This is a genomic window from Pseudomonas sp. B23(2017), assembly GCF_002113725.1.
Classification (GTDB): domain Bacteria; phylum Pseudomonadota; class Gammaproteobacteria; order Pseudomonadales; family Pseudomonadaceae; genus Aquipseudomonas; species Aquipseudomonas putida_Z.
On record NZ_NEJM01000001.1, the window covers coordinates 256,177 to 280,021 of the forward strand.

At 63.9% G+C, this 23,845-nt stretch carries 16 protein-coding genes; 2 read left to right on the forward strand and 14 right to left on the reverse strand.

All coding sequences use genetic code 11. The annotated features are described in order from the left end of the window. Positions 1-70: 70 nt before the first annotated feature. From CAG46_RS01150 to pip, 5 genes are all read right to left on the reverse strand, one after another. Positions 71-868, reverse strand: a complete 798-nt coding sequence (locus CAG46_RS01150; RefSeq protein ID WP_024087841.1) for a transporter substrate-binding domain-containing protein — start codon at positions 866-868, stop codon at positions 71-73. Between the two features lie 252 nt (positions 869-1,120). Then, positions 1,121-3,694 (reverse strand): glucans biosynthesis glucosyltransferase MdoH, encoded by a 2,574-nt coding sequence (gene mdoH, locus CAG46_RS01155; protein ID WP_025340923.1) that lies wholly within the window; start codon positions 3,692-3,694, stop codon positions 1,121-1,123. Continuing rightward, complete coding sequence (locus CAG46_RS01160) at positions 3,687-5,348, reverse strand: glucan biosynthesis protein G (protein WP_025340924.1); 1,662 nt, start codon at positions 5,346-5,348, stop codon at positions 3,687-3,689. Before CAG46_RS01160 ends, mdoH begins: the two co-directional genes overlap by 8 nt. A 323-nt stretch (positions 5,349-5,671) precedes the next feature. Next, a complete protein-coding gene (dtd, locus tag CAG46_RS01165) occupies positions 5,672-6,109 on the reverse strand; it encodes a D-aminoacyl-tRNA deacylase (protein WP_085614643.1) in 438 nt (145 codons plus the stop codon). Then, positions 6,106-7,077, reverse strand: a complete 972-nt coding sequence (gene pip, locus CAG46_RS01170) for a prolyl aminopeptidase (RefSeq protein WP_013974556.1) — start codon at positions 7,075-7,077, stop codon at positions 6,106-6,108. Before pip ends, dtd begins: the two co-directional genes overlap by 4 nt. A gap of 272 nt (positions 7,078-7,349) precedes the next feature. Between pip and CAG46_RS01175 the strand changes: the two genes are divergently transcribed. Next, positions 7,350-12,773 (forward strand): dermonecrotic toxin domain-containing protein, encoded by a 5,424-nt coding sequence (locus tag CAG46_RS01175; protein ID WP_085614641.1) that lies wholly within the window; start codon positions 7,350-7,352, stop codon positions 12,771-12,773. Positions 12,774-12,832: 59 nt separating this feature from the next. Here the strand turns inward: CAG46_RS01175 and hutG are convergent, their stop codons facing one another. From hutG to hutC, 7 genes are all read right to left on the reverse strand, one after another. After that, positions 12,833-13,636: an N-formylglutamate deformylase gene (hutG, locus tag CAG46_RS01180; RefSeq protein ID WP_085614639.1), complete on the reverse strand. Its 804-nt coding sequence runs from the start codon at positions 13,634-13,636 to the stop codon at positions 12,833-12,835. Between the two features lie 10 nt (positions 13,637-13,646). Continuing rightward, positions 13,647-14,852, reverse strand: a complete 1,206-nt coding sequence (gene hutI, locus CAG46_RS01185; RefSeq protein WP_085614636.1) for an imidazolonepropionase — start codon at positions 14,850-14,852, stop codon at positions 13,647-13,649. Between the two features lie 16 nt (positions 14,853-14,868). Then, positions 14,869-16,272, reverse strand: coding sequence for an amino acid permease (locus CAG46_RS01190; RefSeq protein ID WP_075046609.1), 1,404 nt, complete (start codon positions 16,270-16,272; stop codon positions 14,869-14,871). Positions 16,273-16,429: 157 nt separating this feature from the next. After that, entirely contained in the window at positions 16,430-17,962 is a 1,533-nt protein-coding gene (hutH, locus tag CAG46_RS01195) for a histidine ammonia-lyase (RefSeq protein WP_003259868.1), read from the reverse strand. Between the two features lie 107 nt (positions 17,963-18,069). After that, the gene (gene hutU, locus CAG46_RS01200) at positions 18,070-19,743 is read right to left on the reverse strand and encodes a urocanate hydratase (RefSeq protein WP_013974561.1); all 1,674 of its coding nucleotides are present in this window, start codon (positions 19,741-19,743) and stop codon (positions 18,070-18,072) included. Between the two features lie 259 nt (positions 19,744-20,002). Then, positions 20,003-20,575, reverse strand: a complete 573-nt coding sequence (locus tag CAG46_RS01205; RefSeq protein ID WP_085614634.1) for a HutD family protein — start codon at positions 20,573-20,575, stop codon at positions 20,003-20,005. Then, a complete protein-coding gene (gene hutC, locus CAG46_RS01210) occupies positions 20,572-21,282 on the reverse strand; it encodes a histidine utilization repressor (RefSeq protein WP_013974563.1) in 711 nt (236 codons plus the stop codon). The genes CAG46_RS01205 and hutC overlap by 4 nt, the downstream gene beginning before the upstream one ends. 145 nt (positions 21,283-21,427) lie before the next feature. Here hutC and CAG46_RS01215 point away from each other — a divergent pair, with 145 nt between their 5' ends. Continuing rightward, positions 21,428-22,792, forward strand: a complete 1,365-nt coding sequence (locus CAG46_RS01215) for a formimidoylglutamate deiminase (protein WP_085614632.1) — start codon at positions 21,428-21,430, stop codon at positions 22,790-22,792. A gap of 169 nt (positions 22,793-22,961) precedes the next feature. Here CAG46_RS01215 and CAG46_RS01220 read toward each other — a convergent pair whose 3' ends face one another. Then, positions 22,962-23,534 (reverse strand): lipocalin family protein, encoded by a 573-nt coding sequence (locus CAG46_RS01220; protein WP_025340931.1) that lies wholly within the window; start codon positions 23,532-23,534, stop codon positions 22,962-22,964. Then, positions 23,531-23,785 carry an outer membrane protein assembly factor BamE gene (gene bamE / locus CAG46_RS01225; protein ID WP_003249234.1) on the reverse strand — a complete coding sequence of 85 codons (255 nt, stop codon included), beginning with the start codon at positions 23,783-23,785 and terminating at the stop codon, positions 23,531-23,533. The genes CAG46_RS01220 and bamE overlap by 4 nt, the downstream gene beginning before the upstream one ends. Between the last annotated feature and the right edge of the window lie 60 nt (positions 23,786-23,845).

Consider the following 23,845-nt stretch of genomic DNA (forward strand, 5'->3'; position numbering starts at 1 on the left):
CTTCCGTAAATACGAACGCGCAGGGTTTGCCTGCGCGTCGGGGTCATAAAGCCGGCTTGTGGCCTGGGCCTTATTCCATTTCCTTCAGCCAGTCCTTGTTCTTGAACCACTTGTCGTGAATACGATCGTAGGTCCCGTCATGCTTGATCTGGTGCAGGAAGTTGTTGATGAAGTTGATGCTGTCGTAGTCGCCTTTCTTCAGGCCGAAGGCCAGCGGCTCGTAGGTGAAGGGTTCTTCGAGGAACAGCAGCTTGCCGGCACCGGCCTTGTCCACTGCCACCACGTTGTACGGCGCGTCGTAGACGAAGGCGTCAGCCTTGCCGTTGACCACGTCCATCACCGCTTCCTGCTCGTTGTCGTAGCCGTGGTACTTGGCCTTGGCGATCAGCTTTTTGGAAACCATTTCGCCGGTGGTGCCGAGCTTGGAGGTGATGCGGTACTTCTCGTTGTTCAGGTCCTTGTACGACTTGATCTCGCCCGCCAGTTCCTTGCGGATCAGCAGGGTCTGGCCAACCACGATGAAGGGTTCGCTGAAGTTCAGGCGCAGGTTGCGTTCCTGGGTCAGGGTCATGCCGCTGCCGATCATGTCGAACTTGTCGGTCAGCAGGGCCGGGATGATGCCGTCATAGGCCGTGGATACCGGCTCGAACTTGACGCCCATGGACTTGGCCATGGCTTTGAGGATATCGACTTCGAAGCCGATGATCTCGCCGCGCTTGTTGGTCATCTGGAACGGCATGTAGGTCGGGTCCATGCCCACCCGCAGGGTGCCGCGCTTGACCGCGTCATCGATCGCGCCCGCCTGGGCTGCCGTCACGGCGACCAGGGCGGTGACACCGACCAGCAGTCGCGAAAGGTATTTCTTGATCATCACCAAGTCCCCTAGCAAGAAAAGTAGCGAATCTTATTGTTGGCATGGCCGTGGCGGCCGATGCGTCATATCGGAGAGGGATGCTAACGCATGGCGGCTCGGGGACCTAGAGCCGGGGGGGACTTTGTTGGCCAAAATCGAGGGAGGGCCCTAAAAGCTTCGCGGGTGAACCCGCTCCCACAGGTACGGCGCACACCTTGAAGGCTGTGCTGTACCTGTGGGAGCGGGTTCACCCGCGAATAGGCCCGATCAGGCGCCGACGAGTGCCGGTTGGCCTTCATTCTCCGGATGCAGCGGCAACAGCGGCGAATGCGGGTCGTTCTTGATCGATGCACGCCACACGTTGATCCACGCCGCATTGTGCTCGGCCCAGACCTGCTCATGCAGGCGGGTCAGCGCCACCGGGTCGCTGAGCAGGGCCAGGCGGGTATTGAGGTCCAGCCCTTGCGGCCCGACCTCCATCGCCTTGGCCACGCGCTCGACGCGCAGTGCCTCGATCGGCGCCGCCTGACCATGACGGGCAGTGGCCATGGCGCAGGCCAGGGCGTTCTGCCGCGGGTCGACCACAGCCCGCACGAAGCCGTCATGCAGGGCATGCCAGCGGTTTTCGTGGGTGTACTGGTCGGTGGCCAGCAGCTCTTGCGGAGTGGCGTATTCCTCGGGGATGAGGAACAGCTTCTCGTCCTTGGCCGCCAGGCCCAGGCGGGTGCGGCTGGAGATCACCGAAACCGGGATCGACAGCACCAGCGAACCAACGATTGGCGCCAGCCACCACAGGAAGCTCGGGTTCAGCCAGGCCACCAGCGCCGCCCAGGCAATGCCCAACAGGGTCTGCGGGCCGTGGCGGCGCACCGCTTCGCTCCACGGCGTGGAGTCGTCGTCACGCTGCGGCGAGTTCCAGGTCGCGGCCCAGCCGAGGAACGCGGCCAGCACGAAGCGGGTGTGGAAGATCATGCGCACCGGTGCCAGCAGCATGGAGAACAGCATCTCCATCAGCATCGACAGGGTGACCTTGATACGCCCGCCAAACTCTGTCGCGCCCTTGGCCCAGATCAGGATGACGCTGAGCAGCTTGGGCAGGAACAGCAGCACGATGGTGGTGGAGAACAGCGCCACGGCCTTCTCCGGGTGCCACTGCGGCCACAGCGGGTAGAGTTGGTACGGCTCGATGAAGTACTGCGGCTCCATCAGCGTGTTGGTCGCCAGCAGCGCGGTCGACAGCACCAGGAACAGGAACCACAGCGGTGCCGACAGGTACGACATCACCCCGGTGAGGAACACCGCCCGGTGCACCGGGTGCATGCCCTTGACCAGGAACAGGCGGAAGTTCATCAGGTTGCCGTGGCACCAGCGGCGGTCGCGCTTGAGCTCGTCGAGCAGGTTCGGCGGCAGTTCTTCGTAGCTGCCCGGCAGGTCGTAGGCAATCCACACGCCCCAGCCGGCACGGCGCATCAGCGCGGCTTCGACGAAGTCGTGGGAGAGGATTGCACCGGCGAACGCACCCTTGCCCGGCAACGGCGCCAGGGCGCAGTGCTCGATGAACGGCTTCATGCGGATGATCGCGTTGTGGCCCCAGTAGTGCGACTCGCCCAGCTGCCAGAAGTGCAGGCCGGCGGTGAACAGCGGGCCGTACACGCGGGTGGCGAACTGCTGCAGGCGCGCATACAGGGTGTCCATGCCCGAGGCCTTCGGCCCGGTCTGGATGATGCCGGCGTCCGGGTTGGCCTCCATCAGGCGCACCAGGCTGCTCAAGCACTCGCCGCTCATGACGCTGTCGGCGTCGAGTACGACCATGTACTTGTATTCGCCGCCCCAACGACGGCAGAAGTCGTCGAGGTTGCCGCTCTTGCGCTTCACCCGGCGCCGACGGCGGCGGTAGAAAATGCGGCCGAAGCCTTTGGTTTCGCGACACACGTCCAGCCAGGCCTGTTGCTCGGCCACGGCGATGTCGGTGTCGTTGGTGTCGCTGAGCACGAAGAAGTCGAAGCGATCGAGGTTGCCGCTGGCGGCCACCGACTCGAACGTTGCGCGCAGGCCGGCGAACACGCGCGGCACGTCTTCGTTGCAGATCGGCATCACCAGCGCGGTACGCGCCTCGGGCGCGATCGGCTCGTTGCCTGCGCTGCTACCCGAAATCTTGTACTTGTCACGCCCGGTGAGCAGCTCGAGGAAGCCCATCAGCGCGGTCCAGAAGCCCGCCGATACCCAGCAGAACAGGATGCCGAAGAGAACCAGGATGGACGTCTGCAAGGCATACGGCCAAACCTGCACCACGGTGTCCCACAGCGGCTGGTTGACGACTTCGTCAAAGTCCACGAACGACCAGCCCTGGTACGGCAGGATGCCCTTCATGTACCAGCCGGCAACGATGGTCTGGCCGATCATCAGCGCCAGCAGGATGTAACGGCGGATCGAGCCGACCGTACGCCAGCGAGCTGGCGGCAGCTCGCGCTTGGGCGGCTGCGGGGCGTTGGTGCGGCCAGTCATGCGCCGCCACATGCGGATCAGCACGTTGGTACGCCATGGCTCGGGCACGACCTTGGTGCGCTTGATCGGCGGAGCGATCTTCAGGCACAGGCGGCCGCTGCCGTCGACGCCAAGCATCTCGGCGTCTTCCAGCTCGGCGGCGCTGCCTACAGTCAGGCGCGGGCCCACCGAGGCCTGCACGGCCTCGGCAGAGCTGGCGGCCGGGTTGGCCGCCAGGCGTTGGTGCAGCTCACTGAATGACGTGCAGCTGGCGAGTTCCGCCCGTTGCTCGTCGCTCAGTGGTAGGTGGGCCAGGTACTCGCGAAGCGATTCCGGCCTTGCGCTTGAGTTACTCATCGGCAGGCAACTGATAGCTCCAGGTCTCGGTCAGCACCTTCTCGGTGGTGGCCGGGGTCCCGTTGGTGGGCGCCGCATCGGCGGCAGGTTGTTCGGCCTTGGCAGCTTTCTCGGCCTTGGCTTGCTTGGCAGCAGCCTTGTCCTGCTTGGCGTCCTTGGCAGGCTTGGCGGCTTCGACCGGCACGTCACGCACCAGCGCGGCACGCATTTCGGTCGATTTGTTGGCTTCCTTGACCTTCAAACGCAGGGTCAGGCGCCAGCCCTTGGTCTCAGGGTTATAGCGCAGGTTGTTCTCGACCACCTCGGCGTTGTCGCCCACGCTGATCTGGCTGCGCACGGCGGTGTCTTCCGGCAGGGCGGCCAGCGCCGGGCCGGCGAAGTCGACCAGGAAGGCCACGCTGCCGTCTGGCTGGCGGATCAGGTTGGACTGCTTGACGTCGCCGGTGGAACGCAGGGTCTGCTTGACCCAGCCCAGCTCGGAAGCCTGGAACTTCGGCTCGTCGATGGTCCAGTGCAGGCGGTAGGCGTACTCGAATGGCTTGCCTGGCTCAGGCAGCTTCTCCGGGCTCCAGAAGGCCACGATGTTGTCGTTGGTCTCGTCGGCAGTCGGGATTTCGACCAGATCGACGGTGCCCTTGCCCCAGTCACCCTTCGGCTCGATCCAGGCGCTCGGGCGCTTCTGGTAGTTGTCGTCGAGGTCTTCGTAGTCGCTGAAGGCGCGCTGGCGCTGCATCAGGCCGAAACCACGCGGGTTCTCGACGCTGAAGTTGCTCACGGCCAGGTGTTTCGGGTTGTTCAGCGGGCGCCACAGCCATTCACCGTTGCCGGCATGGATCGACAGGCCTTCGGAATCGTGCAGGGCCGGGCGGTAGTTGAGGACCTTGGACGGCTGGTTGGGGCCGAACAGGTACATGCTGGTCAGCGGGGCAATGCCCAGGCGGCTGACATGGTCACGCAGGAACACGCGGGACTGCACGTCGACCACGGTGTCGTTGCCTGGACGCAGGATCAGCTTGTAGGCACCGGTGGAGCGTGGCGAGTCCAGCAGGGCGTAGATGACCAGGTGCTTGTCGGCCGGCTTGGGCTTCTCGACCCAGAACTCGGTGAAGCGCGGGAACTCCTCGCCCGACGGCAGTGCGGTGTCGATGGCCAGGCCACGGGCCGAAAGGCCGTACACGTGGCCCTTGCCGACCACGCGGAAGTAGCTGGCGCCAAGCAGGGTCATGATCTCGTCCTGCTTGTCGGCCTTGTTGATCGGGTACAACACGCGGAAACCGGCGTAACCCAGGTTCTTGGTGGTTTCCGGGTCGTGTGGCACGTCACCGAACTCGAAACGGCTCGGGTCGTACTTGATTTCCTCGACCTTGGTGGCGGTGACCTGGTTGATCTTCACCGGGGTGTCGAAGTGCATGCCCTGGTGATAGAACGACAGCTTGAACGGGGTCTTGTCCTTGGCCCACTCGGCCTTTTCCTGCAGGAAATGAATCTTCTGGTAGTCCGCGAACTTCATGTCGCGGAATACGGCCGGCAGGTTGCTTTTCGGTGCTTCGTACTTCTGGCCGGCCAGATCCTTTGCCTTGGCTGCAACATCGTCAAGATTGAATGCCCACAGCTGGCCCGCGCTCATCAGGCCGACCAGTGCCACACTGGCCATCAGGGCCTTGCGCAGCCCGGTACCGGGGATTCTTGATGCTTTTTGGGGACTAACAATCACGAGCAACCCTCGCCGAAAACAGATCATGAAACCAACGGCCAGCGACAAATGCCGGGTTGGCGAGCACTGTTCGGACCCCGTGAGGGCGTAATGATTCCCCAAACGGATCCAGACAATGCTCGAGTCAGAGTGAAACGAACCTGCGAACGCAGGTCCATGCAGCGCGCGATTATCCAGCAGGTCGCGTGACAACGCATCAGGCTGGAACAACTATTTATCGTACAAAACCCCTTGTTTTCCTGTGAACAAGGGGTTTTTTACACTCACATTTGTAACATAAATGTTACGGGGCCATCATTGACCAGGTGCACCTGCATGTCTGCACCGAATTGCCCGCTTGCCACATCGGCGTGCTGGGCCTTCGCCTGCTGCAAAAGATAGTCGAACAACTCGGCGCCGAGGGCCGGTGGCGCTGCCGTCGAGAAACTCGGGCGCATGCCGTTGCGGGTGTCTGCCGCCAGGGTGAACTGCGACACCAGCAACAAACCTCCCCCCACATCCTTGAGCGACAGGTTCATCTTGCCCTGCTCGTCGCTGAACACCCGGTAGTTCAACAGCTTGTGCAACAACTTGTCGGCCTGCTGACGGGAATCTTCAGGCTCGACGGCCACCAGCACCAGCAAACCCTGGTCGATGGCACCTACCACCTCCCCCGCTACTTCCACCCGCGCACCACGCACGCGCTGCAGCAGGCCCCTCATGCTTCTTCCAGGGGCAGGTCGAGCAGGCGCCGGGCCATCTGGTCGGCGGCACGCACCAGGGCATCGGTGATGCCCGGCTCGGAAGCCGCGTGGCCAGCGTCACGGATCACCTTCAGTTCGCTGTTCGGCCAGGCCTGGTGCAGCGCCCAGGCGTTGTCCAAAGGGCAGATCACATCATAGCGGCCATGCACGATCACGGCCGGCAGGTGTGCGATCTTCGGCAGATCGCGGATCAGCTGGTCCGGCTCGAGGAAGGCGTTGTTCATGAAGTAGTGGCATTCGATACGGGCGATCGACAGTGCACGCTGCGGCTCGGAGAAGCGGTCGACCACCAGCGGGTTGGGACGCAGGGTGGCGGTACGGCCTTCCCAGGTGGACCAGGCCTTGGCCGCGTGCATCTGGGCGATCTGGTCGTTGCCGGTCAGGCGCTTGTGGAAGGCCGTGACCAGGTCACCGCGCTCCTCCGGCGGGATCGGCGCGATGTAGTCCTGCCAGTAATCGGGGAACAGGCGGCTGGCGCCTTCCTGGTAGAACCATTGGATTTCCTGGGGCCTGCACAGGAAGATGCCGCGCAGGATCAGGCCATGCACCCGCTCGGGGTGGGTCTGGGCGTAGGCCAGGGCCAGGGTAGAGCCCCACGAGCCGCCGAACAGCACCCACTTGTCGATGCCAAGGTGCTCGCGGATGCGCTCGAGGTCTTCGACCAGGTGCCAGGTGGTGTTGTTTTCCAGGCTCGCGTGCGGCGTGGAGCGGCCACAGCCGCGCTGGTCGAAGGTGATGATGCGGTACAGGGTCGGGTCGAAGTAGCAGCGGCTCTGGGCGTCACAACCGGCGCCCGGGCCGCCGTGGATGAATACCACCGGCAGACCTTCTGGCGAGCCGCTTTCGTCGACATACAGCACATGCGGCGCTTCCACGGCCAGATCGTGCCGGGCGTAGGGTTTGATCTGCGGGTACAGGGTCTGCATTGCGCACTCCGTGTGAGGATTATTCGGCCGTGGGCCATCATAAACCTGAATTGCGCTTTGAGCACTGCCCGCGCTGATGCCGCCGCACCTCAAGGGCACATATATCTACCTCCAGCAGTTCAGGCAGGCCCGCGATAGTCCCTCGCCCCAAATCAAGCAAGGGCCTCGCCATGCCAACTGCAGTCACTTCCGTGCCTAGTGTCCATTACGCCACCATCGAGCGCAGAATCCCCACCTGGCTCAAGCAGGCTCCATCAGAAACCCGACTTGCGATGCGCAACTGGCATCAACCCCCTGCCTGGCTGGTGACGGCACTCCAGCAACAACCGGAAGTCGCAAAGGCATGGCAGGAAGAGCACGCACGCCACCGCGAGCACCAGATGCAGGTGCACAAGCTGTTCGAACAGCTTCCAACCCTGGAAACCTACGCCACCAAGGCACTCACCGAAGCCATCAAGCAGCGATTCAGGCTTGACCTGGATGTGCGCAACACCTACCTCGTCGATGCCCGCCTGATCGAAACGACCGACGCCATCGACAGCCGCCAGGCCGTCGACCGGGCTACACGCTCGCTGCTGCACTGCGCCTTGCACAACTTCGACCAGGCCGCCGCTGCCGAACATGGCATGGACGCGCCCGCCTCCCTGCTCAAGAGTTCGGTCATCGTCGATCACCGGCGCTTCATGGGCACCGTGCCGATCACCAATGCACTGGATATCGCCGCCGAAGACTTCGCCGACTTGTGTCGCACGCTGGATATCGGCGGCAAGTATCACGAACAGGTACATGCCATCTACTACCCGGCGGCCACGCCGTCACTCGGCGCCGATGAAGCCGCACTGGCCGTTTATGAAACCCTGGGGCGCGCCGAGGTATCGGCATTCCGGCAATCCCTGCATTTCGCGCGCCTCAAGGGCGATATCAGCGAAGCGCTATATTCCGCCGCTCTCGCCACACCACTTGACCAGGCGCCATCGCCCTCTTCGCCGGTGACATTCAGCTTGCTCGAGTTGTGGGAAGCCGAGCTGACCGGCGTTGTGCTCATTACCCTGCAAGCTGAAGGGCATCAGGCCGTGGCGCTGTACATCCCTGAAGACAGCACCACGCCCCTCAAGGAGTTCACCAGCCAGCAAGCCATGCACGACGAATTGCGCGACAGGCTCCAGGCCGATATCGGCTACCTGGACAGCCACCTCGCCGACCGCGACAAGGCGCCGATAACCACCCGCCTGAAGGACCGGCTCATGCCTCTCGCCTGGAGTGCCCGCGGCTTGCATGAACGTGTTCCGGACCCGCACGCCACCCTGTATCCGGTCATGAAGCCCTTCAGCCACGCCTTCCAAGGCGTGATGGCTTTCCAGAAGGCCCAGCGTCATGAAAAGGATGTGCTGTTCCATGCCACTCCCACCGAAATCGTCGACCGACGCACCGCGCAAGCCCATCGGGAACTGATCGCCGGCCGTGTGCTTACGGCCTTGAACATCGCCGGCTTCTTCGTGCCGGGGCTTGGCGAGGCAATGCTTGCCGTTTGCCTGGCCCAGCTGGCCCATGAGGTGTATGAAGGGATCGACGCCTGGGAAAACGACGAGCGTGATACTGCCTATGGCTATCTGCTCAATGTGATCGAAAACGTGGCCGTCATGGCCGCCCTCAGCGCAGCAGCCAAAGCATTGAGAGGCTCGCAGGGCAGCGAAACCGGCATGGCTTCGGAAGGGCCGGAGATTGAAGAACCAGAGGATGAGGAGCCAGGGATAGCCCGTATTCCTGTAGAAACGCCTTCATTCATCGAAGAACTGGAAGACGTGGAAACATCCGATGGTCAGATGAGGCTGTGGAAACCCGACCTCACGCCTTACCAGAGCTTCGAGACACTGCCCCATGACCTGGTACCGGACGAACTGGGCCTACGGCATCACCAAGGCAAGCGCTGGCTGATACTGCAGGGCAATCAGTACATCGTCAGCCAAACGCCAACGACTGGTGAATATCGTTTGCAACACCCTGCAAGTCCCCGCCGTTACCAGCCGCCAGTGCGGCACAACGGTGCCGGAGCATGGTTGCACGTTACCGATAAGCCACTGAGTTGGTCGGGCATGACACTCCTGCGCCGCATCGGCCACTTGAGTGGGCACTTCGACGAGCAGACGCTGCAACGGATTATCGCCGTCAGCGGCGTACACGAAGACGAGCTGCGCCGGGCCCTGGCCGAAAGCCAGCGGCTGCCGGCCTTGCTGGAAGACACCCTGCAACGCTTCAAGCTGGACGAAACGGTCCGCCAGCTGGCGGACGAGAGCACTCGGCCCGCTGAGTTTGCCAGGGCCTACGCCGGCCTTTCGCGTGACCTGGCGCCGGGCGCCGAGGCCCTCCAGAGGGCGTATCCGAAATTGCCGTCAGCAGTCGCCAATGAGCTGGCGCGCGAGGCCAGTGCCAACGAACTGCAGATAGTCGACAACGGCAAGGTACCACTGCGCCTTGCCGAAGAGGCCCGCATCTACCAGCAACAAATTCGCCTTGCCCGCGCCTGCGAAGGGCTGTACCTGTCCAGCGTGCCGAACTGGGATAGCGACCTGTTGATCATGCATACGCTCGAACGCTTGCCAGGCTGGCCTGCACAGGCCAGGCTCCGGCTGCTCCAGCGCATGTCCTGGCCGACCCAGGATCATGCCATAGGCACACTGGACACCCGCCCATTCAAGACCATCACCCATGCCCAGGCAGGGTACATCGTCCACGACGAACGCCTGCCCAGTGCGGCGGTCAAGGTGTATTCAAGCCTTTACGCTGCATTGTACGAGGCACTGCCAGCGGCCATGGCAAACATGGACGTCGCCGATCAGCAAGCGCTGCAGCGCCTTGTACAGGAAAGCCCGTTGCTGCCCCGCCCGGCCTTGAGGGTGCTGCTGGGCATGCAGCCCGTACGCCCAGGCTACCGTTCTCCCATGCGCCTGGCCGATGGCCGCCTGGGCTACCCACTCAGTGGCGGCGGCCCGGCCACCCATGGCATCACCCGCCAGCAGCTGTTCGAAGCTATCGAAGCCACAGGGCTCGCCGCACGCACCGGCCGCTCGGCGGATCAGATTCTGCTGGCACTTGCCAGCCGCGGCCGTACACAGCTGCAGATATTCGAACATTTGCAGACGCTGCTGGAGCAACGCAACGAGCTGCAAAGCAGCCTGGACGATTGGAGCGAAGCCATTTCGCCGGCAAGCGACCAGGCAGCACAGGACTACGACAGCCTGCGTGACTCGATCATGCAACATTGGTACGACACTGCGCTGGACGAAAGCACCGGGCCCACCACAGAACTGCGTATCGCCCGCGTCCCCCTTGCCGACGTGCCCCTCACCTTGCCCGCTTTTTTCAACGCACGCGTGCGCAGCCTGAGCCTGATCGACCTACCGTCAGGGTCCTTGGCGGGCTGGGCGCAAAACGAGCGCCTGCTGCAACGCCTGCTCAGGCAGATGCCGCAGATCGAGTCGCTGGAAATCAGCCGTCCGTTTGACCCCAGGGCAACGCCCTCGCCCTTCCTGTTCAGCGTGCCCACCATCACCGAGTGCCTGCCAGGGTTGCAACGATTGGTGCTCACCAACCAGAACATGACGCTTTCCGAAAGCGACCTGAACCTGCTGTCAGGGCTTCGCCAATTGAGATACCTGGACCTGAGTGGTAACCGGCTGGCGCAGAGCAACAGGCCAAGCTTCCATGAATTGACCCTGGATTACCTGGGCCTGGACCAGATGCAATTGGCCCAATGGCCGGTCGGGATTGGCAGCGACGCCCTGGCGCGCATTGCCCACCTGTCATTGCGCCACAACAATCTCAGGTCGTTGCCCACGTTCCTGCTTCATGAAGCGGACATGCTGACCACGCCACCGGTGATCTCGCTGGAAGGCAACAGCATCAATGAATCCCATCTGCAGCGCTTGTTGCTGAACGAACACGTCGACACCTCGGGTATCACCACGGACCAGCCAGCAGCACTTTCCGAACAGCTAGCACGCATTCGCGATGAGCGACGGCAGATGCGCGATGCGATCGATGGCTGGGCCCAGGCATCCAGTTCGAGCAACCCATTGACCCAAGCCGCACTGGCGGACAGGCAACGTATCGCGTCAGCGATCGATCAATTCTGGGAACAGCAGGAGCAGGGCCAGTCATACCTGCGCCTGCAACTAGAGGACGTGGCCATCGAGCATTTCCCCAGGCGGCTTCCAGCGTTCTTCGGCGCCCGCGTACGTGCACTCAGCCTGACGCGGTTGCGAGGCAGCACCTCACAGCTCGATGAACTACTCAGCCGGTTCCCTAACATCAGCCGGCTGACCATCGATGAACACCAGGCCGCCATGCCATCGCTGGCATCCGCCCTGGCTCGCCTTCCCCAACTCACCTACCTGGAGTTTCGCAACATGGGGCTGGAGGTCGACCAGGCCATGATGGACATTTTCGCAGGGCTGCGAAACCTGACCTCGCTGGACCTGTCGGGCAACCGTGCAGGCAGCATCGACCATGTGCCCGCATCACTGGCCGGCAACCTGCAGTCACTCGCATTGACCAACATGAACCTGCAAGCCTGGCCCAGCTGGTGTGACAGTTTGCTGCCACTGGAACTTCTGGACCTGAGCTCGAACAACATCACCCAGTTGCCCGAGCACATCCTGACGAACCTGAACAATCCCATGCCAATCTCGTCGATCGCCTTGTTCGACAACCCACTGCCCCTTGAAACCATCCTGCGGGTACGCACCTTCTCGGACAGCCAGCACAGCTATTCCTTTGCCCTGGATATCCCCGACGACCTGATGTTCTTCGATTCTTCCAGCGAAGGGTCTCTCGACCACCCTCACTTCCCACTGCTGGGCGATGATACGCCCAGGCTGGAGGACTGGATGCTGGGTAGCGAAGCACAGAATGCCGCATTGCAGGACTGCTGGGAGCGGCTCGAAGGCAGTGATCTGTTGCGTCTGGCGGGCCGTTTGCACAATGCCGCCCCATACGTTGACCCGAATACGCGAGCCACCTTCTGCGAACGGGTGCGCTTGATGCTGGTGGTGGCTGCAAGCAACGAAAGCGAACGCCCGATCATGGAGAGCATCGCCGCAGCGGCATTGCCAGACCCGGTAACCGGCTCGCAGACCTGCCATGACGGAGCGCTGCAGGAGTTCAACAATATTGAACTGTACCTGATGAGCCAACGCCTGTTGGTCGACGCCGGCGATTCCCTGCAAGCACTGCGTCGTCGCCTGTTGCAGCTTTTCCGGATCGAACAGCTGGAGCTGCTGGCCAACCAACGGACCGGCTCGGGTGACCTGGTCTCGGTACGCCTGGCCTACCGCCGGGAACTGGCCAGGGAACTGGACCTGCCGATCGCCGACAGCATGCGTTTTCGAGGTGCTGCGAACCTGGCGCGCGATGAGCTATCCAGTGTGCTGGAAAAGGTCCGGAAAAGTGAACTGAGCGATGCACTGGTCGACTACATGCTGGCGAATACGGACTGGACCACGCGCCTGCGCGCCGAGTGTGCCGACCGCTTCGCCGAAATAGACGCACGTTTCCGCCTGCGGGTGCTCGAGCTGGCCAGCAAGGACCACTCGCTTCAGGACGAGTTGAACTTGCAGCAAGGCCTGCAAGATGACAAGGACCAGGAAGAGAAGGAGCTACTGCGCGAACTTACCATCAAGCAGATCAACAACAACTGACCCATGGTGACTGGCGACGCGCATGGCCAACAGCGCGTCGCCGTTTTCACCGGCGAACGTCACCGCCCATACCGTTCCTTGCCCCACGCCAGCAGCGCCTGCAGCAGCTGCCCCAATACCTGCTGAGTCGGCTGAGCCAGGTCTTCGCGGTAGGCGAACGGTTCGCTTTCTTCCATGTAGGTGCTCTGCGCCAGCTCCAGCTGCACCGCATGGATGTGATTGGCCGGATCGCCGTAATGCCGGGTGATATGCCCGCCCTTGAAGCGGCCATTGAGCACATGGCTGTATCCCTGGGCCTGGGCGCACACTTCTTTCAGCCGTTCGGCCAGAGCCGGGTCGCAACTGGCGCCGTTGAAGGTACCCAGGTTGAAATCCGGTAGCTTGCCGTCGAACAGGTGCGGGATCAGCGAACGGATCGAATGGGCGTCCCACAGCAGGGCGTAGCCGAACTGCTCGCGCAGCCGCGCCAGCTCGCGACGAATCGTGTCGTGGTAGGGGCGCCAGATCTGCTCCAGATACTGCTTGCGCTCCTCGCCTGTCGGCACCAGCCCGTCCTTGAACAATGGCTCGCCATCGAACAGCGTGGCCGGGTACAGGCCGGTGGTGGCACCAACGTACAGTGGCTTGTCGTCATCCGGCCGGTTCAGGTCGATGACGAAGCGCGAATACTCCGCCGCCACCACGCTGGCGCCCATGTCACGGGCAAAGTCATACAACCGTGGAATATGCCAGTCGGTGTCCGGCAGGCTGCGCGCCTGGTCGACCAGGCCGTCTCGTACCGCCGACGACAGTTGCAGGCCGGCATGGGGCATGCTGATCAGCAGCGGCAGGCGCCCCTGATGAAAACTCAGTACCTTGTCCATCGTGCCTCACTCAGTTGGAAATCTCGTGGCCCTTGCGCACCACGCGCTTGGGCAGGTCGCCGCCCAGCCAGTAGGCCAGGTCGGCGGGGCGTTCGATCTGCCAGGCGACGAAGTCGGCGACCTTGCCCACTTCCAGCGAGCCGTGGCTGTCGCCCAGGCCCAGCGCCGTGGCGGCGTGCACGGTGACACCGGCCAGGGCTTCTTCCGGGGTCATGCGAAAGCAGGTGCAGCCCATGTTCAGCATCAGCCGCAGCGACAACCCTGGCGAGGTGCCGGGGTTGAGGTCGCTGGCCAGGGCAATCTTCACGCCGTGGCGGCGCAAGGCGTCCATCGGCGGCAGCTGGGTTTCGCGCAGGAAGTAGAACGCGCCCGGCAGCAGCACGGCGACCGTGCCGGCTTTTGCCATGGCAATGGCGTCTTCCTCGGTCATGAATTCCAGATGGTCAGCCGAAAGCGCCTGGTAGCGCGCCGCCAGGCGGGAGCCGTGCAGCGACGACAACTGTTCGGCGTGCAGCTTGACCGGCAGGCCCAGCTCGCGCGCCTTGATGAACAGCCGCTCGACCTGGGCCGGGGAGAACGCCAGGTGTTCACAGAAGGCATCCACTGCGTCCACCAGGCCTTCGGCGGCCAGGGCCGGCAGCATTTCATCGCAGATGTGCGCGATGTAGTCGTCAGCCCGGCCGACGTATTCCGGCGGCAAGGCATGGGCTGCCAGGCAGGTGGCGCGCACCGCCAGCGGCAACTCGTCGGCCAGGCGCCGGGCCACGCGCAGCATCTTGCGCTCGTTGGCCAGGTCCAGGCCGTAGCCGGACTTGATCTCGATGGTGGTCACGCCATCGCGCATCAGCACCTGGACCCGCTGGCGAGCACTGGCGAACAGCTCGTCTTCGCTGGCCGCGCGGGTGGCCCGCACGGTGCTGGCGATGCCACCGCCCTGTGCGGCGATTTCGGCATAGCTCACACCCTGCAGGCGCTGCTCGAACTCGCCGCTGCGGTTGCCACCGAACACCGCGTGGGTGTGGCAGTCGATCAGCCCCGGGGTGACCCAGGCGCCGCCCAGGTCCACCGTACGCACGGCATCGACCGACGCCAGCTCGACGCGTGGGCCGATCCACTCGATCAGCCCGGCGTCGGTGACGATGGCCGCGTCCTCGATGGCCGAGTAACGGCCCTCGGCCATGGTTGCCACATGGCAGTGCTGCCAGACGGTTCTCATACATTGACTCCTGTACTTAGCGGTGCAGCTCGGCCGGTTCCGCTACCGGTTCGCCCTGCCCTGCGCGCGGCTTGCACCACAGCAGGTAGGACGCCACCAGGAACACCACCCAGACCACGCCGACAAGCAGTGCCGCCTGGGTATCCGGGAAGTAACCGAGCACGCCAAAGATGAACACCATGAACGCAATGGCCATGGCCGGGCCGTAAGGCCAGAACGGTACCGGGAACTGTAGCTGGGCCACTTGCTCACGGCTCATGCTGCGGCGCATGGCCACTTGGGTGAGCAGGATCATCAGCCACACCCACACGGTGGCGAAGGTAGCGATCGAGGCGATCAGCAGGAACACGTTCTCCGGGATCAGGTAGTTGAGCAGCACGCCGATCAGCAGCGCAGCCCCCATCACCACCACGGTCATCCACGGCACGCCGTGCTTCGACAGCTTGCTGAAGCCGCGCGGCGCGTGGCCTTGCTGGGCCAGGCCGTACATCATGCGGCCGGCGCCGAAGATGTCGCTGTTGATGGCCGAGATCGCGGCAGAAATCACCACGATGTTCAGCACCGCGGCGGCAGAGCCGATGCCCAGGTTACTGAAGATCTGCACGAACGGGCTGCCCTGGCTGCCAATCTGCGGCCATGGGAACAGGCACATCAGCACGAACAGGGTGAGCACGTAGAACAGCAGGATGCGCAGCGGCACGGCGTTGATCGCCTTGGGGATGACCCGCTGCGGGTCCTTGGCCTCACCGGCGGTGACGCCGATGATCTCGATGCCGCCGAACGCGAACATCACCACGGCAAAGGAGGCGATCAGGCCACCCACGCCATTGGGCATGAAGCCGCCGTGGTCGAACAGGTTGCTGACACCCACGGCCTGTCCGGTGCCAACCTGGCTGAAGCCGAAGGCCATGATGCCGAGGCCGGCCAGGATCATCGCCACGATGGCGCCGACCTTGAGCAGCGACAGCCAGAATTCCATTTCGCCAAAGACCTTGACGTTGCACAGGTTGAGGCCGCCGATCAGGAAGACGATGCCCAGCACCCAGATCCAGCGGGCCACTTCCGGGAACCAGAAGCCCATGTAGATACCGAAGGCGGTGACGTCGGCGATGGCGACGATGACCATCTCGAAGGCGTAGGTCCAGCCGAGGATGAAGCCGGCCATGGGGCCGAGGTAGGTGCTGGCGTAGTGGCCGAACGAGCCGGCGACCGGGTTGTGCACAGCCATTTCGCCGAGGGCGCGCATGACCATGAACACAGCGGCGCCGCCGATCAGGTAGGCCAGCAGCACGGCCGGGCCGGCCATCTGGATGGCCGAGGCGGAGCCGTAGAACAGCCCGGTGCCAATGGCGGAACCGAGGGCCATGAAACGGATGTGGCGGGCACTTAGCCCGCGCTTTAGACCTTGAGCTTGTTGCATGTCACGTCCTTAAATTGTTTTTGTGGTCGTGAGATCGAGGGGGGCTGCCTTGCAGCCCAATCGCCGGCAAGCCAGCCCCCACAGAGATGGTGTGTCGCATCTCCATCTGTAGGAGCCGGCTTGCCGGCGATGGGCCGCACAGCGGCCCCTGGGGGCATTACAGGCTTGGCAGCACACCAGCCGGCAGCAGGCCGGTCAGGCGACCCTTGGCCAACAGTTCCACGGCCTTTTCGATGTCGGGCGCGAAGAAACGGTCACGGTCATAGTGCGGCACTTCGCTGCGCAGCGCCTGGCGCGCCTGCTCCAGCTTGGCCGAGGTCTTCAGGCCCTTGCGCAGGTCCAGGCCCTGGCAGGCGCCCAGCCATTCGATGGCCAGCACGCCACGGGTGTTTTCGGCCATTTCCCACAGGCGCTTGCCGGCTGCCGGGGCCATCGACACGTGGTCTTCCTGGTTGGCCGAGGTCGGCAGGCTGTCGACACTGTGCGGGTGCGACAGGGCCTTGTTCTCGCTGGCCAGGGCAGCAGCGGTGACCTGGGCGATCATGAAGCCCGAGTTGACCCCGCCGTTTTCCACCAGGAACGGCGGCAGCTGGGACATGTGCTTGTCCATCATCAGCGAGATACGGCGCTCGCTGAGCGAGCCGATTTCAGCGATGGCCAGGGCGATGTTGTCGGCGGCCATGGCCACCGGCTCGGCGTGGAAGTTACCGCCGGAAATCACGTCACCTTCGGCAGCGAATACCAGCGGGTTGTCCGACACGGCGTTGGCTTCGATGCCCAGTACCTCGGCGGCCTGGCGCAGCTGGGTCAGGCAGGCGCCCATGACCTGCGGCTGGCAGCGCAGCGAGTACGGGTCCTGGACCTTGTCGCAGTTCTTGTGCGACAGCGACACTTCGCTGGAGTCGCCCAGCAGGTCACGGAAGCAGGCAGCAGTGTCGATCTGGCCGCGCTGGCCACGCACTTCGTGGATACGCGCATCGAACGGCGAGCGCGAGCCCAGTGCGGCTTCGACGCTCAGGCCGCCGCAGGCGATGGCAGCGGCGTACAGGTCTTCGCCCTGGAACAGGCCACGCAGGGCATAGGCGGTGGACGCCTGGGTGCCGTTGAGCAGGGCCAGGCCCTCCTTGGCGGCCAGGGTCAGCGGCTCGAGGCCGGCCACGGCCAGGGCTTCGGTAGCTGGCAGCCACTGGCCCTTGTAACGGGCCTTGCCTTCACCCAGCAGCACCAGCGACATGTGCGCCAGCGGGGCGAGGTCGCCGGAGGCGCCCACCGAACCCTTCAGCGGGATGTGCGGGTAGACTTCGGCGTTGACCAGGGCGATCAGCGCGTCGATGACCTTGCGACGGATGCCGGAGAAGCCACGGCTGAGGCTGTTGATCTTCAGCACCATGATCAGCCGCACCAGGTCGTCATCCAGCGGCGCGCCGACACCGGCGGCGTGGGACAGCACCAGCGAGCGCTGCAGGTTTTCCAGGTCGTGGCTGGCGATGCGGGTCGAGGCCAGCAGGCCGAAACCGGTGTTGATGCCGTAGGCGGTACGGTCTTCGGCAATGATCTGCTCGACGCAGGCAACGCTGGCGTCGATGGCCGGCGCGGCGCTGGCGTCCAGTTGCAGGCGCACGGGCGCGGCATGGATGGCGCGCAGCTGGGCCAGGGTCAGGGTGCCGGGCTTGAGGGTCAATTCGGTCACTTCACTACTCCAATCGCGTGGAGCCGCAGGCCCGTTTGTGAGTGCCTGCGTGCTCCTTCTTGTTGTTCAGTATCACCCCTTGTGGGGTGCGATCCAAAGCGTGGCGATCAGCCAGTGATCATCGGCAGGTCCAGACCCTGCTCCTTGGCGCACTCGATGGCGATGTCGTAACCGGCATCGGCATGACGCATCACACCGGTCCCTGGGTCGTTGGTCAGCACGCGAGCGATACGCTCGGCGGCTTCATCGGTACCGTCGCAGACGATGACCATGCCAGAGTGCTGGGAGAAGCCCATGCCCACGCCACCACCGTGGTGCAGCGAAACCCAGGTAGCACCGCCGGCGGTGTTCAGCAGGGCGTTGAGCAGCGGCCAGTCGGAGACAGCGTCGGAACCGTCGCGCATGGCTTCGGTTTCACGGTTGGGGCTGGACACCGAACCGGAGTCCAGGTGGTCACGGCCGATCACGATCGGTGCCGACAGCTCGCCGCTGCGTACCATTTCGTTGAACGCCAGGCCCAGCTTGGCGCGCAGGCCCAGGCCAACCCAGCAGATACGTGCCGGCAGGCCCTGGAAGCTGATGCGCTCGCGAGCCATGTCCAGCCAGCGGTGCAGGTGGGCGTCGTCGGGGATCAGTTCCTTGACCTTGGCGTCGGTCTTGTAGATGTCTTCGGCATCACCGGACAGCGCCGCCCAGCGGAACGGGCCGATGCCACGGCAGAACAGCGGGCGGATGTAGGCCGGCACGAAGCCCGGGAAGTCGAAGGCATTGGCCACGCCTTCTTCCTTGGCCATCTGGCGGATGTTGTTGCCATAGTCGAAGGTCGGGACACCCTGCTTCTGGAAGTCGAGCATGGCTTGCACGTGCACGGCCATCGACTGCTTGGCGGCCTTGACCACTGCAGCCGGCTCGGTCTGCGCGCGGTCGCGGTACTGTTCCCAGGTCCAGCCGGCTGGCAGGTAACCGTTCAGCGGGTCGTGGGCGCTGGTCTGGTCGGTGACCATGTCCGGGCGCACGCCACGCTTGACCAGCTCTGGCAGGATTTCGGCAGCGTTGCCGTGCAGGGCGATGGAGATGGCCTTGCCTTCGGCGGTGTACTTGGCAATGCGTGCCAGGGCGTCGTCGAGGTCAGTGGCCTGCTCGTCGACGTAGCGGGTTTCCAGACGGAAGTCGATGCGGCTCTGCTGGCATTCGATGTTCAGCGAGCAGGCACCGGCCAGGGTGGCGGCCAGTGGCTGGGCGCCGCCCATGCCGCCCAGGCCGGCGGTCAGTACCCACTTGCCTTTCAGGCTGCCGCCGTAATGCTGGCGACCGGCTTCGACGAAGGTTTCGTAGGTGCCCTGGACGATGCCCTGGCTGCCGATGTAGATCCAGCTGCCGGCGGTCATCTGGCCGTACATTGCCAGGCCTTTGGCGTCCAGTTCGTTGAAGTGTTCCCAGTTGGCCCAGTGCGGCACCAGGTTGGAGTTGGCGATCAGTACGCGCGGGGCGTTGCTGTGGGTCTTGAACACGCCGACCGGCTTGCCCGACTGCACCAGCAGGGTTTCGTCGTCTTCCAGGCGGGTCAGGGTCTCGACGATCTTGTCGTAGCACGCCCAGTTACGGGCAGCGCGGCCGATACCGCCGTACACCACCAGTTCTTTCGGGTTTTCCGCGACCTGTGGATCGAGGTTGTTCATCAGCATGCGCAGTGGCGCTTCGGTCAGCCAGCTTTTGGCAGTCAGCTTGTTGCCACGTGGGGCACGGATTTCAACGTCACGGTATTTGTTGTTGTCGGTCACGGGAAAGGTCCTCTGCGGTCGTCCGCGGGCGGGTATGTCGTGGTAGATATACAAACACACCTTTACTTGTATGTACAAGCATGGACAACCAAAATAATTGGACTTTTCCGCTGAGCGGCCAAAAAAACCGGGGGCCGCTGCGCGACCCTTTCGCGACACAAGGCCGCTCCTACAGGGGACCGCGCCAGCCAGGGCATGCGCGGTGCGTGTAGGAGCGGCCTTGCGTCGCGAAAGGGCTGCGCAGCAGCCCCCGGCTATCTCAACGTGAAACGAGTTCGATCAGGCAGAACCGCCCCTGCACATCCAACCCCAGCAACTTGTCATTGCCCTCCAGCCGCAGGCAGTCATACAACCCCAACCGCTGCGTCTCGCACCCGGCAATACCCACCTCGACCTGGCTGCTGGCAGCGAACAGCAACACCGTCGACGCCGAGCTGTACAAGCGGCTGGTGCCATCGAACCACTGCAACCGCGCCCGGTAGCGCTGCGGTGCGTAGATCAGGTTGAAATCGCGGATCGCCCCACCCAGCAGCTTGCAGCTGACCTGGCTCTCGCCGCTGAAGGCGAAAGCATCGAACGGCAGCAACGGCCTGCTGGCCTGGCCGTCGACCAGCAGGCGCATGCCGTCACCTTGCAGCACGGTGATGATCCGCTGGTAGCCGGCGAAGGTGGAAAACCCGCCGGACTCCTCGATATCGGCAATCGACAAGCGCCAGCCAAAGCCGTCCAGGCCTTCGCCACTGTCGCGGGTAATCTCTTCGGTGAAACCGCCACCGTTCTTCCACGGCATGCGCGGGTAGCCCTGCGCACGCAACAACTGCAGCTGACTCATTTACTGAAACGTCCTTCCAGGCGATGACGGGAACCGGGGTGGATCAGCCGCGCGGCGGTCACCGGCTGGCGGCCGGACCAGGTGCGGCGGCGGATCAGCAGGCAGGGCTCGCCCCGCTCGATCTGCAACAGGCGGCATTCTTCCGGCTCGGCCAGGATTGCCTCGACCACGTGCTCACCCTCGGTCAGCGGCGCCACCTGCGACAGGTAGGCGTAAGGCGTCTGCCGGGTGAAGTCCTGCTTGAGGTAGTCGGGGGCAATCGCCGCATTGACGTAGCGATCCTCGATCTGCACCGGCACGCCGTTCTCGAAATGCACGATCAGCGAGTGGAACACCCGTTGGCCTTCGCGCATGTCCAGGGCCAAGGCCCGCTCGGAACCGGCCGTTTCCTCGGTGAGGGTGATCACCTGGCAGCTATGCTGGTGGCCACGCGCGGCAATTTCGTCGGCGATGTTGTTGACCTCGAACAGCGCCGAACGCCCCTTGGGCTCGGCCACGAAGGTACCGACCCCTTGCATGCGCACCAGCAGGCCTTCGGCGGTAAGTTCGCGCAGGGCGCGGTTGATGGTCATGCGGCTGAAGCCCAGCTCGCTGACCAGTTCGCTCTCCGAGGGTACCCGGTGATGCGGTGGCCAGCTGCCGTTGTCGATCTGCTGGATGATCATCTGTTTGACCCGGGCGTACAGCGGAGCCGGGCCCTCGCCCATCTGGGCAACCAGCGCGGAGACAGGTGGTGTCGGCACGGCGTTGGATCCTTGTGCAAATGGAATGAGCGGTAGCTTGCCGCAGTTTACCCGGCAGGCAAACGCCTGTATATGTATATACAAGTTAACAATAACAGGATTTTCACCGATGTCCGCCTACTTCGCCGAACGCGCCCTGCTGCCCACGGGCTGGGCCAGCCATGTCCGCATCGAAGTCACCAGTGATGGCCATGTGGCCCGCATCGAACCGGGTGCCTCGGCCGAAGGTGCCGAGCGGCTGGCCGGCCCGCTGCTGCCCGGCATGCCCAACCTGCACTCGCATGCCTTCCAGCGCGCCATGGCAGGGCTGGCGGAAGTTGCCGGCAACCCCAACGACAGTTTCTGGACCTGGCGCGACCTGATGTATCGCCTGGTCGGCCAGATCAGCCCGGAGCAGCTGCAGGTCATCGCCCGTCAGCTTTACATCGAGATGCTCAAGGCCGGCTACACCTCGGTCGCCGAGTTCCACTACGTGCACCATGACCAGGCCGGCAAGGCCTACGCCGACCCGGCCGAACTGTCCCGCCGCATCAGCGCGGCTGCAGCCGACAGCGGCATTGGCCTGACCTTGCTGCCGGTGCTCTACAGCCACGCAGGCTTCGGCGGCCAAGCCCCGAATGACGGGCAACGGCGCTTCATCAACTCCACCGAACAATACCTGCAACTGCAAGCGCAGCTGGCCCCGCTGCTGGCCGCGCAACCCGCGCAGCAACTGGGTCTGTGCTTCCATTCGCTGCGCGCGGTGACGCCCGGGCAGATCGCCGAAGTGCTGGCAGCCAGCGACAAGCAGTGCCCGGTGCATATCCATATCGCCGAGCAGCAGAAGGAAGTCGACGACTGCCTGGCCTGGAGCGGCCTGCGCCCGCTGCAGTGGCTGTACGAGCACGTGGACGTGGACCCACGCTGGTGCCTGGTGCATGCCACCCATGCCGAGCCGGATGAAGTCACCGCCATGGCCCGCAGCGGCGCGGTAGCCGGGCTGTGCCTGACCACCGAGGCCAACCTGGGCGACGGGATTTTCCCGGCAGTGGACTATCTGGCACAGGGTGGGCGCATGGGCATTGGTTCGGACAGCCATGTGTCGCTGAGCGTGGTGGAGGAACTGCGCTGGCTGGAATACGGCCAGCGGCTGCGCGATCAGCGGCGTAACCGCCTGTATCGCGGCGACCAGCCGATGGTCGGGCGCACGCTGTATGACGCTGCCCTGGCGGGCGGTGCGCAGGCGCTGGGGCAGGCGGTCGGGGAACTGGCCGTGGGCAAGCGCGCCGACTGGCTGGTGCTCGACGGGCAGGACCCTTACATCGCCATGGCCGATGGGGATGCGATTCTCAACCGCTGGCTGTTTGCCGGGGGCGATCGCCAGGTGCGGGATGTGATGGTGAATGGGCAGTGGGTGGTGCGCCAGGGGCGGCATGCGCAGGAAGAGCAAAGCGCGCTGGCGTTTGCCGAGGTACTGCGGCAGCTTTTGGGCTGATCTACCTGCAGTTCTATCGCATTCGCGGGTGAACCCGCTCCCACAGGTGAGGCGCTGAACTCAGATGCGGTGCAGTACCTGTGGGAGCGGGTTTACCCGCGAACACCGGCGAAGCCGGTGCCATACATCGCGGTTGCGGGTAAGCCCACACCCACAACCACTCTGAACCTCAGTGCCTCTTGACGATCTGCTGGTCCGACGCACGCCAGATCAGCCGATTGGTGTCATACCCCTGCTGCCGGGCCTTGGACATCAGGTTCTCGCGCTCCCAGGCCGGTAGCGTCGGCGTACGCGACAGGATCCACAAGTGCTTGCGGTCCGGGCTGCCGACCACCGCCGTGCGGTAGCGATCATCCACATACAGAATCCAGTACTCGCCCCTCGCCACCCCTGGCACCAGCTTGGTGAACCAGTTGTCGAACTCGACCCACAACTTGTCGGTATGCCCCGGCTCCTGGATGTTCGCATGCCCTTCGGCGCGCAGCCATTCGTCACCCATGGTGCGGCAGCGGTTGAGCACGCCGAGGCTACCATCGAGCCGGAGGTTGTAGTGCGCTTCGGACTGCTCGCAGCCGGTCTGGTAGCGCATCGGCAGGCGCGCCAGCTCGTACCATTTGCCCTGGTAGCGCTTGAGGTCGATGTTGCCCGCGGTTTTCGGCGCCAGCGGGTCATGCACGGAGCCGGCACAACCGCCCAGCAGCAACGCCAGGCATACCCCCATCAGCAGATACAGGTGCCTCATTTGAGACCCTGCCCTGAATACATGAGCACCTTGTCAGCCGCGTATTGCACACTGATGAAGCTCTTCTCGTCCCCCCAGGTGCAGCTGCTCATCCCCAGCGCACCAGAGCACTCGGTCGGCGTGCCGAGCAGCTGCTCGACCTCGGCCTTGTTCATACCGGCCTTGATCTTGGAATAGTTTTCCTGGTTGATCTTGCTGCAGGCAGTCAGGACGACGCACAGCGACAACAGGGCGAGGGAACGCAACGACATGAAGGACACTCCTGGAGAGGGGATACAGGCGAGTGGCCTGCAGTGACCTTCGACGGTAAA